The 17112-nt window shown below is 59.4% G+C and carries 18 protein-coding genes and 1 other RNA gene; 7 read left to right on the top strand and 12 right to left on the bottom strand.

Going from position 1 to position 17112, the window contains the following annotated elements:
• Positions 1-132 precede the first annotated feature (132 nt).
• The 3 genes from ADG881_RS11850 to ADG881_RS11840 all read right to left on the bottom strand — a co-directional run bounded on the left by ADG881_RS11850 (position 133) and on the right by ADG881_RS11840 (position 3399).
• On the bottom strand, positions 133-1305 hold the full coding sequence (locus ADG881_RS11850) for an FAD-dependent monooxygenase (protein WP_007149956.1): 1173 nt from the start codon (positions 1303-1305) through the stop codon (positions 133-135).
• 111 nt (positions 1306-1416) lie between these two features.
• Positions 1417-2739 (bottom strand): Xaa-Pro aminopeptidase, encoded by a 1323-nt coding sequence (pepP, locus tag ADG881_RS11845; protein WP_007150336.1) that lies wholly within the window; start codon positions 2737-2739, stop codon positions 1417-1419.
• A gap of 69 nt (positions 2740-2808) precedes the next feature.
• Positions 2809-3399: a UPF0149 family protein gene (locus ADG881_RS11840; RefSeq protein ID WP_007149171.1), complete on the bottom strand. Its 591-nt coding sequence runs from the start codon at positions 3397-3399 to the stop codon at positions 2809-2811.
• A gap of 234 nt (positions 3400-3633) precedes the next feature.
• Here ADG881_RS11840 and ADG881_RS11835 point away from each other — a divergent pair, with 234 nt between their 5' ends.
• From ADG881_RS11835 to ADG881_RS11825, 4 genes are all read left to right on the top strand, one after another.
• Positions 3634-3846, top strand: a complete 213-nt coding sequence (locus ADG881_RS11835; RefSeq protein ID WP_007148702.1) for a TIGR02449 family protein — start codon at positions 3634-3636, stop codon at positions 3844-3846.
• 51 nt (positions 3847-3897) lie between these two features.
• Positions 3898-4209: a cell division protein ZapA gene (locus ADG881_RS11830; RefSeq protein ID WP_007149380.1), complete on the top strand. Its 312-nt coding sequence runs from the start codon at positions 3898-3900 to the stop codon at positions 4207-4209.
• A gap of 128 nt (positions 4210-4337) precedes the next feature.
• Positions 4338-4521: non-coding RNA, 6S RNA (gene ssrS, locus ADG881_RS17395), on the top strand.
• A gap of 29 nt (positions 4522-4550) precedes the next feature.
• The gene (locus ADG881_RS11825) at positions 4551-5150 is read left to right on the top strand and encodes a 5-formyltetrahydrofolate cyclo-ligase (protein WP_007149088.1); all 600 of its coding nucleotides are present in this window, start codon (positions 4551-4553) and stop codon (positions 5148-5150) included.
• Here ADG881_RS11825 and ADG881_RS17590 read toward each other — a convergent pair.
• Positions 5131-5280 (bottom strand): hypothetical protein, encoded by a 150-nt coding sequence (locus ADG881_RS17590; protein WP_156790401.1) that lies wholly within the window; start codon positions 5278-5280, stop codon positions 5131-5133. The two genes, ADG881_RS11825 and ADG881_RS17590, sit on opposite strands and share 20 nt — an antisense overlap.
• A 339-nt stretch (positions 5281-5619) precedes the next feature.
• A complete protein-coding gene (gene ilvA, locus ADG881_RS11820) occupies positions 5620-7155 on the bottom strand; it encodes a threonine ammonia-lyase, biosynthetic (RefSeq protein ID WP_007149560.1) in 1536 nt (511 codons plus the stop codon).
• A 138-nt stretch (positions 7156-7293) separates the two neighbouring features.
• On the opposite strand from ilvA, the gene rpiA reads away from it, so the two are divergent.
• Positions 7294-7947 (top strand): ribose-5-phosphate isomerase RpiA, encoded by a 654-nt coding sequence (rpiA, locus tag ADG881_RS11815; protein ID WP_007151392.1) that lies wholly within the window; start codon positions 7294-7296, stop codon positions 7945-7947.
• A 97-nt stretch (positions 7948-8044) separates the two neighbouring features.
• Here the strand turns inward: rpiA and ADG881_RS11810 are convergent, their stop codons facing one another.
• Together ADG881_RS11810 and ADG881_RS11805 are read right to left on the bottom strand one after the other, a co-directional pair.
• Positions 8045-8569, bottom strand: coding sequence for a hypothetical protein (locus ADG881_RS11810; RefSeq protein WP_007149731.1), 525 nt, complete (start codon positions 8567-8569; stop codon positions 8045-8047).
• A 104-nt stretch (positions 8570-8673) separates the two neighbouring features.
• A complete protein-coding gene (locus ADG881_RS11805; RefSeq protein WP_007149669.1) occupies positions 8674-9633 on the bottom strand; it encodes an alpha/beta hydrolase in 960 nt (319 codons plus the stop codon).
• A gap of 70 nt (positions 9634-9703) precedes the next feature.
• Between ADG881_RS11805 and ADG881_RS11800 the strand changes: the two genes are divergently transcribed.
• Positions 9704-10348 (top strand): flavin reductase family protein, encoded by a 645-nt coding sequence (locus ADG881_RS11800; RefSeq protein ID WP_007150961.1) that lies wholly within the window; start codon positions 9704-9706, stop codon positions 10346-10348.
• On the opposite strand, the gene ADG881_RS11795 is transcribed toward ADG881_RS11800, so the two are convergent.
• Positions 10349-10675, bottom strand: a complete 327-nt coding sequence (locus tag ADG881_RS11795; protein ID WP_039926683.1) for a hypothetical protein — start codon at positions 10673-10675, stop codon at positions 10349-10351.
• A 198-nt stretch (positions 10676-10873) separates the two neighbouring features.
• Between ADG881_RS11795 and ADG881_RS11790 the strand changes: the two genes are divergently transcribed.
• Positions 10874-11302: an META domain-containing protein gene (locus tag ADG881_RS11790; protein ID WP_039926681.1), complete on the top strand. Its 429-nt coding sequence runs from the start codon at positions 10874-10876 to the stop codon at positions 11300-11302.
• 132 nt (positions 11303-11434) lie between these two features.
• Here the strand turns inward: ADG881_RS11790 and fba are convergent, their stop codons facing one another.
• From fba to tkt, 4 genes are all read right to left on the bottom strand, one after another.
• Positions 11435-12499, bottom strand: a complete 1065-nt coding sequence (gene fba / locus ADG881_RS11785) for a class II fructose-bisphosphate aldolase (RefSeq protein ID WP_039926679.1) — start codon at positions 12497-12499, stop codon at positions 11435-11437.
• Positions 12500-12637: 138 nt separating this feature from the next.
• Entirely contained in the window at positions 12638-13801 is a 1164-nt protein-coding gene (locus tag ADG881_RS11780) for a phosphoglycerate kinase (protein WP_007149926.1), read from the bottom strand.
• A 66-nt stretch (positions 13802-13867) separates the two neighbouring features.
• Positions 13868-14905, bottom strand: coding sequence for a type I glyceraldehyde-3-phosphate dehydrogenase (locus tag ADG881_RS11775; protein WP_007148833.1), 1038 nt, complete (start codon positions 14903-14905; stop codon positions 13868-13870).
• Between the two features lie 82 nt (positions 14906-14987).
• Positions 14988-16988 (bottom strand): transketolase, encoded by a 2001-nt coding sequence (gene tkt, locus ADG881_RS11770; RefSeq protein ID WP_007149729.1) that lies wholly within the window; start codon positions 16986-16988, stop codon positions 14988-14990.
• Positions 16989-17112: the final 124 nt, after the last annotated feature.

Below are 17112 nucleotides of genomic sequence, written 5' to 3'. Positions count from 1 at the left end.
GGTTGTGGCCCGGATTCGTTTATTCAGTTGCGAGTGACGAGGAGCGAGTTGCAGAAGGCAAAAGCAGTTTTCGGTTCTCGTAACTCGTCTTCAGGTAGTTCCCGCCTCAAGCGGTTTCGCTGTCCGCTGTTCTTAAAGTCCCATGGCCCGTTTGGCAAAACCACTACGCAGCCCGGGCAGGATATCCATGGCCACCAACCCCAACTGGCGACTGTGCGCAAACAGTGGCTGCTGCACCCGGAACAATTCCGGCACCCAGCGGGATGTCTGGCTGATCAGGGCCTGATCCTTTTCCCGTTTTTGTGCGTAGGCCTGCAGGGTCGCCAGGCTACCGGGATCGGCATTGCCGCCCACGGTCTGCGCCAGCGCCAGCAGATCCCGCACCGCCAGATTAAAACCCTGCCCGGCTACCGGGTGCAGGGTGTGAGCGGCATTACCGACCACCACCCCATGGGGCACCACCTGGGCACAGGCATCGGTGAGGATCAGCGGGTAACGCTGGCGCTCACCGATACCACCAAGGCGTGGCGCGTCCGCCGGACAACGGCCCTGCAGCTGCGCCAGTGCTTCGTCGTCCGCCAACGCCATCCACTGGTTCACCTGCTCCCGCGGGCCGGTCCACACCAGCGCCATGCGCTGATCGGGCAGCGGTAACAAGGCCAGTGGGCCGTCATTCAGAAAACGTTCGTAGGCAATGCCCTTGTGCGATTCTTTCAGGGACAGGTTAGCGATCAAGGCATCGTGACCGGTGTCGTGATCACGGGCGCTGATACCGAGCCACTCCCGGGTCTTGGACCGGGCGCCGTCGGCGGCGATCAACAGCGGCGTTTCCACCACCTCGCCACTGGCCAGAGTGACCTGGTAACCGCCCTCCTGCCGGCGAATACCCGACAAGGTATCCGGCGCCCGCACCTCAATGCCCTCATCCGCAAACAGTGCCCCGAGCAACACAAACCCCAGCCAGCGGTTTTCCACCACCGCGCCCAGCTGCGCCACCCCTTCTTCTGCGGCGGACATGCGAGTCATACCGAGGCGGGATTGTCGCGACACATGCACCGTACCGATGGCCGCCGCGTGCTCACGAACGGCATTGCCCAGGCCCAGGTCATCCAGCACCGCCAACGTCCCCGCGGACAAGGCGGTACTGCGGGCATCAAAACTGGGGGTCAGGGGAGGAGCGTCTGGCAGGGACAGCGGGTGACTTTCGATCAGCATCACCGACGCGGCGCCATGACGACGCAACAACAGCGCCAGCAAGGCCCCGGCCATACCACCGCCAACAATCACCAAAGGCTGTTGCGTCATTCCAACGTCCATTTTCGCTGTAGGAGCACCACTTGAGGCGCGAATCACCAAAGTGCCGAGTTACGAGTTACGAAAAACATAAAGCCCAGGATTTTCGATACTCGGCACTCGTTACTCGCGACTGCCCTTCATTATCTTTTCAATCTCTGCCACGTCCTTCGGCACCTCGTGACTAAGCACTTCGCAGCCGGTTTTGGTCACCAGCACATCATCCTCGATGCGAATGCCAATACCCCGCCATTGCTCGTCCACCGAGGTGTCATCCGGTGCCACATACAGTCCCGGCTCCACGGTCAGCGCCATGCCCGGCTCCAGTTGGCGCCATTGTTCCTGAATGCGGTAATCACCCACGTCATGCACATCCAGCCCCAACCAATGGCCGGTGCGGTGCATAAAGAATTGTCGGTAGCCTTCCGTTTCCACCAGCTCGTTGAATTCCCCTTTCAACAGGCCCAGGTCGATCAGCCCCTGAGTCAGTATATTCACCACCTGCTCGTGGGGCACGTTCCAGTGGTTGTCCGGGTGGGTAGCTTCGATGGCCGCATACTGGCTGGCCAGTACCAACTCATACAGCGCCTGCTGTGGCTTGCTGAATGTGCCGTTCACCGGAAAGGTACGGGTAATATCGGATGCATAATGTTCCAGCTCGCAACCGGCATCCACCAGCACCAGATCACCGGCTTTCAGCTTTCCGGTGTTTTCGATGTAATGAAGAATGCAGCTGTTGGCGCCGCCACCGACAATGCTCGGGTAGGCCGGGCTGCGCGAACCGTGGCGCATGAATTCGTGGATATATTCCGCTTCCAGCTGGTATTCCATCATCCCCGGCTTGACCGCCTGCATGGCGCGCACATGGGCGCCGGCTGAAATGCTGGCCGCCTTGCGCATCAGCTTGCCTTCTGCGGCGGATTTGAACAGCCGCAGGTCGTGCAGATGGTGGGCCAGCGCCACAAATTCGCCGGGCGGGTGCGCGCCACTGCGCACCCGTTCGCGAATGCTGTTGACCCAGCCCATCAGGCGTCGGTCGAATTCGCTGTCGTGCCCCAGATCGTAATAGACCCGTTCACTGCCTTCGATCAGCCCCGGGAGAATTTCATCAATATCGCTGATCGGGAATGCATCGTCCGCATCGTATTCCGATACTGCACCTTCCGGCCCAGCGCGGTAGCCGTTCCAGATTTCCATGGTGCGATCGCGGTCGCGACAGAACAGCACATACTCGCCATGTTCCCGACCCGGCAGCAGCACCATCACCGCTTCCGGTTCAGCAAAGCCGGTGAGGTACCAGAAATCGCTGTTCTGCCGGTACGGATATTCCACGTCCCGGTTACGGGTGCGCTCCGGGGCGGCGGGCAGAATGGCAATACTGTTGGGCCCCATGATGGTCATCAGTTCCTGACGACGACGGGCAAACTCCTGGCGGCTGATACTCAAAACGACTCCTTAAATAACGCAACAGGCGGCACGCTTCACGCAACACGCCAGACGTCTGACGCCCAACACTTAATGCCGAGTTGGCGGTGTTTTATCCGCTGGCGCCGACTCCGGCTTGCCCTGATGGCGCATGACCAGTTCAGTGTAAATCATCAGGGCAGACATGCGGCAGTGCTCGGCCACCTGCTCGAACATGTCTTCCTCGGCGTCGCCGTCATCATCCGGCGTGGCGACCTGGCTGATCGCCGCCAGATCCGACAGCGCTTCCTGCACGCCCGGCGACAGATCCTTGTCGTGGGTGTTGGCCGAGCCGGTGCCAAAGCCCACCAGAAAGCCTTCGCTCCACTGGGCCAGTGCCGCCACCCGCAAGCCCAGATCATCCTCATCCGCCGGCAGCAGCAGGTTCAGCTCCAGACCGGTGCCCTGATAACCGCCGTGCAACTGGTCCCGAACCGTCAGTAAGGCGCCATTCATCTCGGCACCGAAGCCCTCCGGCATATCCACGTGGGCAGCCAGCACCCCAAGCAGTTCCTCATTATGGCCGCCGTGACCGGTGGCCAGCAGGCCGGCAATCACCCCCTGCAATTCACTGGGAGAATGCTTTACGCCGGCCGCAGCCAGCCCCTGGACGAGAACCTCAAAATCAATATCGTTGGACATGCGTCTTTCCGTTTTCAACAGCCGGTGATCCGCTGGCGCGGCGGCCCCGGGAAGCAGAGTTGGGGATTACCTGAGAAGTGTGTGCTAAGTGGCTATCACACTTGAATTTCATTGACCCTTACAGACCCCACACCTATAGTACAAAAAGCCTGCAATCCGGGTGGGGGCGCCATCACCGGAAAATACCGGTAAGGTGCAGGGGAGCTACCTTAGGCGAACAGCGACCATTTTGCCATGACGACGGAACAACAACTGAGGCAACTGGAAGCCCGAGTCGATGACCTGCTGCGCATCAGCGCGCGGCTGCGTCAAGAGAACCAGGCCTTGCATGATCGCGAGAGCAAACTGGTGGAAGAACGGGCCCAGTTACTGAAAAAAAATGATGCGGCCCGCAGTAAAGTCGAGGCCATCATCTCGCGTCTGAAATCTCTCGAGCAGGAATCCTGAGCGTGATCGCCTGCCTGACTCTGACTCACAGCCAATGCGGTGTAATCCGGAATGTCTAACGAAAACTCCCTGGTAATTCATCTACTGGACAAGGAGTATCGCGTCGCCTGCCCCGCCGGGGAACAGGACAACCTGCTGGCGGCCGCCCGTTATCTGGACGAACAGATGCGCGAAGTGCGTGATGCCAATGTCATCGGCCTGGAACGCATTGCCATCATGACGGCCCTGAACATGAGCCACGAACTGCTCCGCGCCCGCCAGAGCGTCTCCCAGGATTCCGAAAGCGAAGCCCGGGTGCAGGCCCTGCTCGGCCGCCTGGAAGACGAAATCCAGGCCTTCGAAGACGCCCGCCGGAAACTGTAACTCTTCTCCGCCTCGCCTGTAGGAGCACCTCTTGCAGCGGCTTCGCATCCAGACCAAGAACCACCAACGAAATCCCTGCCCTGTCAAGACTGACCCGCCCCCCGCACCACTGATATAATGGCCTCAAGTGCTTCCTGGCCCGTGCGCCAGAGGGTCAAGTCCCCTTGCCGATAATGTACTACCCGGGGGCATATATTGCCTTGTCCGTGTGCATGTCCGCCTATTGAGCGGAAAGCCTGAGGGCAAGGCTGCTGCCGCCACCTTGAACCTTCGGTTCAAGGGTCAAACCCGCAGCGGCGGGCCGGGAAGCACCCTTTATTATCGCTGACGCCGGATACCCGATGCCTGACGCGAAAATCACCACCACGCGGCAACGCCAGCAATTACGCCGCCAGTTCCGGCAGCAACGTCGCGCCCTCAGCGTCGGCCAACGCCGCCGCGCCAGCGCCCGTTTCGGCCCAGCCCTGGCCCGAGCAATTCAGCATCGCCCTGCCCGCCACGTGGCTATCTACCTGCCCAACGACGGCGAGCTGGATGTACGCCCCGCCCTGCGCCACCCTCGCTTTCAGCAGGCCTCCACCTATCTGCCTTTTGTCGACGCCCTGCGCCCCGGACACCTGCAATTTCGCCTCTGGCGGCATCATCACCCCATGCGCGCCAATGCCTACGGCATTCACGAACCCGCTCTGCGCTATCGTGGGCGGGCCCTGTGGGCGCTGGATGTGATTATCCTGCCCGCCGTGGCCTTTGATGAGGCGGGGTATCGACTGGGCATGGGAGGGGGCTACTACGACCGCACCCTGGCACAATTGGCACGGCATCCGCGCCGGCCACGGCTGGTGGCCGCTGGGTACGATTTTCAGAAAATGGCGCGAGGTGAGATACCGGTGGCCCCGTGGGACCAACCGGTGGATAGCGTGGTTACTGCTGCGTGTGAGTAACGGTAATGCCTGCACTGTCAGCGTAACGCTGGTAATCCGGTTCATTTCCACCATGAGTCAGGCTGCTAACCAGCACACCTAACCCGAAAACAACCGCCAGTAGCACCAGGGCGTCCGGCTTTTTCTTCATTGTTCTATTCCCCAAAATGGTACAGCAATATGAAAAAAGTGACCCAAAAGTATTAACAAGATTGTCACCTTAATCTGATTTAACAGCATAAAATGCCAAGTGGGTCAAAATTTGATCATTTCCAAATGTAAAGTCAAGCAGTTAGCGCTGCTTGCTGACACTTCTTAACAGAACACCCCGCTAACTCTCCAGTGTCGCAGGGCGTATTTCACGTCAAGCTAACACGGTGCGCACACAGCAGACAATGTAAAATCAACAGGTTAGCGATCATCGAGCGAAAAGCAGGGCGCTAACGAACCAGCAACGGCTACGCCGATTAACTGACCGGTTAAACCGGCGTTAGTTCAAAAATAGCCGGTAGGCAGGGTTGTCGCTTTCTTCCACCATGGGATAGGGCACCTTCTTGAGGTCGGCCAATAGCCTGGCCTGCTTGCCCTCCTCCACCTGGAAACCCACCAGCACACGGCCATAGGCCGCGCCATGGTTGCGGTAATGGAACAGGCTGATGTTCCATTTTTCGCCCAGCGACTGCAGAAATTTCATCAACGCCCCCGGGCGCTCCGGGAACTCCACCCGAAACAGACGCTCCTGCAGGTCCTGGCGTGAGGTATGGCCTCCAACCAGATGGCGGATATGCAGCTTGGCCATTTCGTTGCCACTCATATCCACCACCGGATAACCACGCTCCTGCAATTCGCTCATCAGCGCCTGCAGCGCCTCACCGCCCGGGCGTAACTGGATACCCACAAAAATATTGGCATCGCGATCATCACTGTAACGGTAGTTGAATTCGGTGATTCCGCGCCGCCCGAGGGCCTGACAGAATGCCCGAAACGCCCCCGGCTTCTCCGGAATGGTCACCGCCAGGATCGCCTCGCGCTGCTCACCCAGCTCGGCACGCTCTGACACATGACGCAGGCGGTCAAAATTCACATTGGCGCCACTTTGAATCGCTACCAGGGTCTGGTCTCGCACATCGTGCTTCGCCACCCAGTTTTTCAAACCGGCCAGTGCCAGCGCCCCCGCCGGTTCGCAGATGGCACGGGTATCCTCGAACGCGTCCTTGATGGCCGCACAGATTTCATCGGTGCTGGCGGTGATCACCTCATCCACATGGTCACGCAGCACCTTGTAGGTTTCCTTGCCGATCTGTTTCACCGCAACACCGTCGGCAAACAGCCCCACTTCAGGCAGCGTAACCCGACGCTTTTTCTCCAGCGCCGCTTTCAGGCAGGCCGCATCCTCCGGCTCTACCGCGATCACTTTCACATCCGGGCGCACGTATTTCACATAAGCCGCCACACCGGCCGCCAGGCCACCGCCGCCCACCGGGATAAAAATCGCATCCAGATCGCGGCTTTGCTGGCGCAGAATCTCCATGCCTACGGTACCCTGCCCGGCAATCACATCCGGATCATCGTAGGGATGAACAAAGGTCAGGTTGTCACGGGCCTGCAGTTTCAGGGCCTGGGCCAGCGCTTCATCAAAACTGTCGCCGTGCAGCACCACCTTGCCGCCATGGCGACGCACGGAACTTACCTTGATGTCCGGCGTGGTGCGCGGCATTACGATGGTTGCCTTGATGCCCATGGACGACGCGGCCAGCGCCAGCCCCTGGGCATGATTGCCCGCCGACGCGCAGATCACCCCAAGGGCGAGCTGCTCTTGCGTCAGCTGACACAGCTTGTTGTAGGCACCACGCAGCTTGAAGGAGAACACCGGCTGCAGATCCTCACGCTTGAGCAGCACCCGGTTGCCAATACGTTTGGAAATCAACGGCGCTGCATGAATGGGAGTTTCCACCGCCACGTCGTAGACGCGGGATTGCAGTATCCGTTTAACGTATTTGTCCAACATGGAGGGTTCCGGGCTCATTCTGTGAAGGGAAAGGAATAGTCTAGGGGCTGGCCGCCACAAATGCGATAGGCCGGGGTCGAGTCAGGGGCGCCGCTGGCCTATAATTGGCGCACCTTTCACGGTCGACACACACCCACACTACGACAGGACAGCCACATGGATCAGGATGCGCTGAAAAAGCAGGTGGCCGAAGCCGCACTGCGTTTTGTCCCCGAAGGGGAAATCATCGGCGTGGGCACCGGCTCCACCGCCAACTTCTTTATCGACGGACTGGCCTCCCTCAAGGATCGCATCAAAGGCGCCGTAGCCAGCTCCGAGGCTACTGCCGAACGCCTCAAGCAACATGGCATTGAGGTTTTCTCGCTGAATGATGTAGGCAACCTGTCGGTGTATGTGGACGGGGCAGACGAAGTGAACAGCCACCGGGAAATGATCAAGGGCGGCGGCGGCGCACTCACCCGGGAAAAAATTGTCGCCGCCGCAGCGCGGGAATTCATCTGCATTGTGGATGCCTCCAAGCAGGTGAAACGCCTCGGCGCGTTCCCGCTACCGGTAGAAGTGATCCCCATGGCCCGCTCTTATGTGGCCCGTAAACTCGTCGCACTGGGTGGGCAACCGGAATACCGCGAAGGCTTTGTCACGGACAACGGCAATATCATTCTCGATGTGCACAACCTGGATATCACCAACCCGATTGAACTGGAAACCACGCTCAACAATATCGTTGGCGTCGTCACCAATGGCCTGTTCGCCAAGCGGCCTGCCGACGTGGTACTGGTAGGCGAAAATGGCACCGTGAACCAATACTGAGGCGCGACGGCAAACGCTAAAAACTGTTCATCAATCAACGCTTACAACAACAAAAAAAGGCCGCGAATCGCGGCCTTTTTTGATCCCGGAAAGAATATTAATCCCAGAAGTTATACCAGGATTTTTCTTTCTTCTCAGCGCCCGCCTTGGCATCCGCTTTCGCCTCCGCATTGACACCGGCGGCCCCCGCTTTCATTTCAGCGTTGGCATTGGCGCCAGCCCCTTGCGCATTATTCATGGCATCTTCATGACGCTGACGCGCGGCGTCACGGTTTTCTTCCATTTTTTTCATGTTGGCATCGTGCTTGGCACGGGCATCATCGCCCATGGCGTTTGCGTCATCCTTCATGGCATCACGCTTTGCCTTGGCGTCTTCTTTCATTTCGTCATGGCGGGCTTTGGCATCGCTCTCCATTTGATCACGCTGCGCCCGCGCATCTTTTTCTGCCTGCTTGGCATCTGTCTTGGCCGCATCTCGCTGGTCACGAACAGTCTGTTCAGCAGCATCGGCATCTGCCTGGGCATTCACGGCAGCATTGACGCCTGCATTCAGGTCTGCCACGGCAGCCTGACTCAACAAGACCGCACCGGAAGCAGCGGCCAACATCCATTTACTGTTCATTGTAGACTCCTTGTAAAAACACAAAATTCCCTGGTCAGGAACCGTGAATCCACATTGTTACAAAGCGGCAACCGGCTCAAGTAACAAAGCGTAAAAAAATGCCTTTAGGCCAGATACTCGTCAATAATCGCGAAAATTTTACGTCTGAACGCTTCATTCTCATTGGCAAGCTGGTGACGAGCCCCGGGCAGCATACGAATATCGGGGCTCTCAAACTTTTTCTTGATCATCTCCAGGTTATATTGCCAATCAACCGTTTCATCCTTGTCCCCCTGAATCACCACCGGCGACACCTTTATTCGCGACGCTTTTTCAAAACCCGGCATCCATTTCTTCAGGGCGCTCACCCAGATGGCGGAAATACGCCGCGCCTGCAAAGGGTCCCTGTTTTCCAGAAAATCGAGAAAATCCGGATCGTTGGAATTGATGGTAAAAACCCGTTTCAGGGTTTTGGCAAACGGACTGACCACGGTGTGCAACCAGCGCGCGGTTCCCCACTTGAACGGTCGCACCAGTGGCGCCAGCAGAATCACCTGCTCGAAAGGATTTTCATCACCCTCACCACGGCTGACCAGGTAATCCATCACGATAGCACCGCCGGTGCTCTGGGCAATCACATGCCAGGGCTTGGGAAAAGAATTGCTCGCCAGTGACAGACACTGCTCCAGCACGTCGCGGTAGGTACGAAAATCGTCGATCACGGCCTGCGGGCCCGTACTCAAGCCATGGCCGGGCAGATCATAGGCGAGTACCGCATAGCCCAGTTCCAGCACATGACCGATCACATGCCGGTACAATCCCACATGGTCAAAGTAACCGTGACAGATCAGCACGGTACCACGCGGCTGATGGGGCGGCCGGGGTCGCCAGCCATGCACGGAAAGCATATGCCCCGCCGCCTCGAAATAACCGAAGCCATGCTCCAGGTCCGGCAGGCGATCAGCAAAATTGAGACCGTAGTACGCCACATAGCGCTGGCTGGATTCACTCAGCGGGTCGAAAGCCTCCCAATTCAAGGGCTGCCACTGCTGAATAATCTGATCGCGATCGAAAGGGTTTGCCATAGCCGGTAACGGGTCTCCACGGTTTGCTCACGGCACCTACCGATAATACGGGCCTGGGAGGGATCACACCATGCATCTGACAACCGATACACTCAAGGATTTACCCCGCGGGGAGCGGGTCAATCTGATCAATAGCCTGTCCGGCTTCAAAAGCGCCAACCTGGTGGGCACACGCTCCGAGAGCGGACAGGAAAACCTGGCCATGGTCGGTTCCTGCTTTCATATCGGGGCCGACCCGGCATTGATGGGGATGATTTTGCGTCCGCATTCGGTGGATCGGCATAGCCTGGAATACCTGCAGGGCAGTGGCGTTTATACGCTCAACCAGGTCCATGCTGACATCCTCGAAGCCGCCCACCAGACCGCCGCCCGTTACCCCCGGGAGATCTCCGAGTTTACCGCTACCGGGCTAAGCCCGGCCTACCTGCCCGACTTTTCCGCCCCCTTCGTGGCACAGGCGCGGATAAAACTGGGCATGGCGGTGAAGGAAGTGCAGACCCTGGCGGTGAACAACACCGTGCTGGTGATCGGTGCCATCGAACATATCCTGCTACCCGACGAGGTGCTGGGCGATGATGGCCTTGTCGATATTGAACGGGCCGGGACGGTGGCCCTGTCGGGGCTGGACAGCTACCACCGTAGCCAGCGTATCGGGCGGCTCAGCTATGCCAAGCCAGACAGGCCCGCACACTGGCTGACAAGCGACGACGACTGATCAGGCAGCGGGCGCTGCCTGGGTCAATGCCAGCCAGCCCCACCAGCCGGTTAACACCAGGATCGGCAGCGCCAGCAGCAGCCCCCATAGCACCAGCCGATTGGCCCAGGGATTCAACGTCGGGTGGCGCAGCGCAAAGCACGGAGACGCCGGCACGGGTAGTAACAGAATCGCAAACCCCCATAACCAGCGCCGCTGACCGAATGCCGTCAGCATCAAACTGAGCCAGCCCATCCACAATATGCCTACCCCCACCGCGGACAACATAGCCAGCGGCAACGCCAACCACTGGTGCTCAATATAAAATTCCAGCAACGTATTCAGCATGGCCCGCCATCATTGCGATCAGAAAAGTGAAGATAAAAGAGGATTCACTGCATTGTCCTGTTCCTCCGCGACCAGTCAACGCACTCGCCCCGCACATTGCAACAACCTTGCGCCACATCAATAAACGCCAGCCTGGCCGGGAACCATATCGCCCCGCACATACACTAAGTAACCAACAACGTCTCACAAGGACACACCATGACCCCATTTCGCCTTCCGCTGCTCCTGGGCAGCGCCGCACTGTTACTGGCTGCCTGCACAGGGCAGCCGACCAACGAGGTACGCACCATGGTTGAAGAGAGCCAGCTGCGTGGAGAAGCCTGGTTCGTCACATCGCTTAATGGCGAAGACGTCACTGACGCTACCGTCACGCTGAACTTTCATCAGCCTGGGCAAGTGGCCGGCAAGGCCGCCTGCAACAACTACATGGCCACCTACGTGCAGAACGAGGACAGCTTCACCATCACCACCGGCGGAGTCACCATGATGGCTTGCCCAGCACCACTGATGGAAATGGAGCGGCAATTTATGGACGCCCTCAAGGGCGTCAATCACGCCGACATTAACAAGCAGGGCCAACTGATTCTCACCGGCAGCGATGACATCAGGATTGAAGCCAGCCGGTAAAAAAGAGGCATTACGAATTAGAGCGAGATGGCACACACCAAAGCCGCTTGATAGCAGCTCCGAAAAACAAAAGGCCGCACCCAACCGGGCGCGGCCTTTTTGTTTTGATCTACGTGTTGCCTGCTGCGTCTCTTATTTAACCCGCGGGTCCAGATCACCGGACTCATAACGCTGGAACATGGTTTCCAGGCTGATCGGCTTGATCTTGTCCGCATGGCCCGCCGTACCAAAGGCTTCATAACGGGCGATACAGATATCACGCATGGCGGTGATGGATTCTTTCAGGTACTTACGCGGATCAAACTCGGCCGGGTTCTGGGCCAAGAAACGACGGATCGCCCCGGTGGACGCCAGACGCAGGTCCGTATCGATGTTGACCTTGCGCACACCGTGCTTGATGCCTTCCTGAATTTCTTCCACCGGCACCCCATAGGTTTCCGGAATTTCACCACCGAATTCATTGATGATGGCCAGCCAGTCCTGCGGCACGGAAGAGGAACCGTGCATGACCAGGTGGGTATCCGGAATGCGCTGGTGAATCGCCTTGATCTGCTCGATGGCGAGGATGTCACCAGTGGGCGGGCGAGTAAACTTGTAGGCGCCATGGCTGGTGCCGATGGCAATCGCCAGGGCATCTACCTTGGTTTTCTTTACGAAATCCGCCGCTTCTTCCGGGTCGGTGAGCATCTGCTCATGGGTCAGTTTGCCTTCCGCACCAATGCCATCTTCTTCACCGGCTTCACCGGTTTCCAGCGACCCCAGGCAACCCAGCTCGCCTTCCACGGACACACCACAGGCGTGGGCCATGTCCACGGTGCGACGGGTCACGTCCACGTTATAGTCGTAATCGGTGGGCGTCTTGCCGTCTTCACCCAGCGAACCGTCCATCATCACCGAAGAGAAACCCAGCTGAATAGAACGCTGGCAAACAGACGGGCTGGTGCCATGATCCTGGTGCATCACCACGGGGATATGCGGAAATTCTTCCGTGGCGGCGAGAATCAGATGGCGCAGAAACGGCGCGCCGGCGTATTTACGAGCGCCGGCAGATGCCTGCACGATGACCGGGGAATTGGTTTTGTCCGCGGCTTCCATGATGGCGCGCATCTGTTCCACGTTGTTCACGTTATAAGCCGGTACGCCGTAGCCAAACTCGGCAGCGTGATCCAGCAGCTGTCGCATGCTGATAAGTGCCATTTTCACTTTCCCCTTTCTGCTATCCGTTTGCGGTGCTCTGCACCAACATCACTCCGTACGATACTGCTTGCACGCCCCATGCGTCACGCTGGCACGCCCGAGCGTGGTGCGTGGTTGCGTGGGGCGTGCAAGCGTCTTTTAATCCTTCGCCCGTGCCTCAAGCATGGCCACCGCCGGCAGTACTTTGCCTTCCACAAATTCCAGGAAGGCACCGCCGCCGGTGGAGATATAGCTGACATCATCAGTGATACCATACTTGTCCACTGCGGCCAGGGTGTCACCACCGCCGGCAATGGAAAAGGCATCCGAGTCGGCAATGGCCAGGGCCATTTCCCGGGTGCCTTCACCGAACTGATCGAATTCGAATACACCCACCGGGCCATTCCAGATAATGGTCTTGGCTTCCTTCATCAGCGCCGCCACGATGTGTGCGGTCTGCGGGCCCACATCCAGAATCATGTCGTCGTCGGCCACGTCTTCCACCTTCTTGGTGACCGCCTCGGCAGATTCGGCAAATTCCTTGGCCGTCACCACATCCACCGGAATCGGAATGTGTACTTTCTCGGCAATTTTCTGTGCGGCAGGAATCAGATCTTCTTCATAGAGAGACTTGCCCACCGGATGGCCGGCCGCCGCCAGGAAGGTGTTGGCGATACCACCACCGACCACCAGCTGGTCGACCACATCCGACAACGATTCCAGCACTTCCAGCTTGGTGGACACCTTGGAACCACCAACGATGGCCACCAGCGGTTTCGCCGGTGCGTCCAGGGCCTTGCCCAAAGCGTCAAGCTCATTGGCCAGCAGCGGGCCGGCACAGGCCACCGGTGCGAACTTGCCCACCCCATGGGTAGACGCCTGCGCACGGTGAGCGGTACCGAAGGCATCCATCACATAGATATCACACAGCGCGGCCATTTTTTGTGACAGCGCTTCGTCGTCTTTCTTTTCGCCTTTATTGAAGCGAACGTTCTCACACAACACCACCTGACCGTCGGCCACCTCGACCCCGTCCAGCCAGTCCTTGACCAGCGGCACATCACGGCCCAGTAAACCACCCAGATGATCAGCCACCGGCTGCAGGGAAAACTCGTCGGCGTATTCACCTTCGGTGGGCCGGCCCAGATGCGACATCAACATCACCCTGGCGCCCGCCTTGAGCGCATGCTCGATGGTCGGCAGGGAGGCACGGATACGCGCATCACTGGTAACCTTGCCGTCTTTCACCGGCACGTTCAGGTCTTCACGGATCAGAACGCGTTTGCCTGCCAGATCCAGGTCGGTCATGCGTTTGAAGTTCATCGTTCACTTACCTCATTAAATTCTGCCAGACGCAACACGCCTGACGCCAAACGCTAAAGCAACACGTCAGGCGCCCAGCCTTGAGCTCCCAGCCTTGTTCAAAGCCAATTCACTTACCCAGTCCAGCAAACGGTTGGCATAGCCCCATTCGTTGTCGTACCAGGCCACCACCTGCACCATGTCGCCCTGCACCCGGGTCTGGGTCACATCGACGATGGCGGATTCCGGGCGGTGATTGAAATCCACGCTGACCAGCGGGGCATCATTGTAGCCAATCAGGCCCGCAGATGCCGTTGCCTGTTGCTGCAGCCACTGGTTGAGACTGTCCTCATCCGGTGTCTGTTCCAGTCGCAACGTCAGCTCCACCATGGCCACGTTCAGGGTCGGCACACGGATGGAGTCGCCGTTGATGCGCCCGGCAAGGGCTGGCAGCACCTGCTGCACCGCACCGATGGCGCTACTGGTGGTCGGCACAATATTCTGTGCCCCGGCCCGGCCCCGGCGCGGATCCCGGTGGACATGGTCCAGCAGGGTCTGGTCCGAGGTGTAGGCATGGATTTCTTTCATCAACACCTGCTGGATGCCGTACTGCTGATCCAGCCGCTGCAACAGAGGTGCGATACAGTGCGTGGTGCAGGACGCCGCTGACAGCACCCGGCTATCGTCACGCACATCCTCGTGATTAACGCCGTACACCACGATCTGGTCAGCCAGATCAAAGGGCACCGCACCGATAATCACTTTTCCGGCACCGGCCTGCAGATGGCGCGAGGCCCCGGCGTGGCTGCGGAAATGGCCGGAACATTCCAGCACCAGATCCACACCCAGCTCGCCCCAGGGCAACAATTCCGGCCTGGGCTGCTCCAGCAGCATGGGCGCCTGCTTGCCGATACGCAGCATGCCTTCGATCAGCTCTGCCGGCTCCGCCAACCGCCCGTGGGTGGTGTCGTAGCGGGTCAGGTAGAGCAGGTCTTCCGGGCGCCCCTTGTCGTTGATCGCCGCCAGCGTAAACGGCGCCTGCCAGCCGGCGCCTTCGCGTTCGGCCAGGGCACGCACAAAAGAGCGCCCGATACGGCCATAGCCGTTAATAGCGACTCGAATCACAAGCCACACCCACGCAACACGCAACACGCTTGCACGCGGCGCACTGATTTAGCGTGTTGCGTGTTGCGTGCTGCGTGCTGCATTAAATCAACGACTCCACCGCTTCCTGCACCGCTTCAGCAGTAATATTGAAGTGCTTGAACAGGTCACCGGCCGGGGCGGAAGCGCCAAAGCTGGTCATGCCCACCACCTTGCCGTCCAGGCCCACGAAGCGGTACCAGTAGTCTGCAATCGCCGCTTCCACGGCCACCCGGGCACGCACGTCGCTGGGCAGCACGCTGTCCTGGTAGGCCTTGTCCTGGGCCAGGAATTCTTCCACGCAGGGCATGGACACCACGCGGATGTTTTTCCCGCTGAGCGCCTGGGCGGCCTTCACTGCCAACTCCACCTCGGAACCGGTGGCAATGATGATGGCGTCCGGGGTGCCTTCGCCGGTCTGCAACAGGGTGTAGCCCCCCTTCTCCACGTCGGCCAGCTGGTCGTTGCCGCGCTCCATGCAGGGCAGACCCTGGCGGGAGAAGATCAGCGACGACGGGCCATCCTGGCGTTGTACCGCCTTTTTCCAGGACACCGCCGATTCCACCGTGTCGCAGGGGCGCCAGGTACGCATGTTCGGGGTCAGACGCAGGTTGGCCAGCTGCTCGATGGGCTGGTGGGTCGGGCCGTCTTCGCCCAGACCAATGGAATCGTGGGTGTAGACCAGGATGTTCGGCTGATGCATCAGCGCCGCCATGCGCACCGCATTACGGGCGTATTCCATGAACACCAGGAAGGTGCCACCGTAAGGGCGCAGGCCACCGTGCAGACACAGGCCGTTCTGGATGGCAGTCATACCGAATTCACGCACGCCGTAGTGGATGTAGTTGCCACTGGCATCCTCCGCAGTGATCGACTTGCAGCCTTTCCAGATGGTGTTGTTGGACCCGGCCAGGTCAGCGGAGCCGCCAGCCAGTTCCGGCAGCAGCGGACCGAAAGCGTCCAGGGTATTCTGGCTCGCCTTGCGGGTAGCGACCTTGTCGCCTTTTTCCTGGCACTCACGGATATAGGCATCCGCCTTGTCGGCAAAGTCTGCCGGCAATTCACCCGCCTGGCGACGCAGAAACTCCGCCGCCAGCTCCGGGTACGCGGCCTGATAGGCGTCGAAACGCTGCTGCCATTCGCTCTGCGCTTTGGCACCCGCTTCCTTGGCGTCCCAGGCATCCTTGATGTCCGCCGGGATTTCAAACGGGCCGTGCTCCCAACCCAGCTCTTTACGGGTCAGGGCGATTTCATCTTCCCCCAGAGCAGCGCCATGGGAATCTTCCTTGCCCTGCTTGTTGGGGCTGCCGAAACCAATGATGGTCTTGCAGCAAATCAAGGTGGGTTGATCCGTGTTGGCGCGGGCATTCTCCACCGCCACGGTAATTTCTTCCGGGTTGTGGCCGTCCACATTGGGGATCACCTGCCAGCCGTAGGCGCGGAAACGCTCCACGGTATCGTCGGTGAACCAGCCTTCCACTTCACCGTCGATGGAAATGCCGTTGTCGTCATAAAACGCCACCAGCTTGCCCAAACCCAGGGTGCCAGCCAGGGAAGCCACCTCGTGGGAGATGCCTTCCATCATGCAGCCATCACCCAGGAAACAGTAGGTGTTGTGGTTCACCACGGTGTGCCCTTCGCGGTTGAACTGCCCCGCCAGCATTTTCTCGGCCAGCGCCATGCCCACGGCATTGGCCAGCCCCTGACCCAGTGGGCCGGTGGTGGTTTCAATGCCCGGCGCGTCACCGTATTCCGGGTGTCCTGCGGTGGCACTGCCCAACTGGCGGAAGTTCTTGATGTCATCCAGGCTGACACCGTAACCGGTCAGGTGCAGCAGGCTATACAGCAGCATGGAGCCGTGGCCGTTGGAGAGTACAAAGCGGTCACGGTCGGCCCAGGTCGGGTCAGCCGGGTTGTGCTGCATGAAACCGCGCCACAGCACTTCGGCGATATCCGCCATGCCCATGGGTGCACCGGGGTGCCCGGAATTGGCTTTCTGTACCGCATCCATGCTCAGGGCACGGATGGCATTGGCGAGGTCACGGCTGGCGGGGGCGCTGGGCATGCAGGGCTCCAAAACTGACTGGTGGCTGAAAAGGGGCGCTATTGTCCCTCAAGGGGGTAATAGCTACAAGCGCAAGCACCCACCGGCAGCCTGCCTCCGCCTGCTTGCGTGCCGCGTGGCACCT

The organism is Alcanivorax sp. DG881 (genome assembly GCF_000155615.1).
GTDB lineage: Bacteria > Pseudomonadota > Gammaproteobacteria > Pseudomonadales > Alcanivoracaceae > Alcanivorax.
The sequence above is the reverse complement of the archived record's forward strand: the minus strand, read 5'-3'. Positions and strand labels throughout refer to the sequence as shown.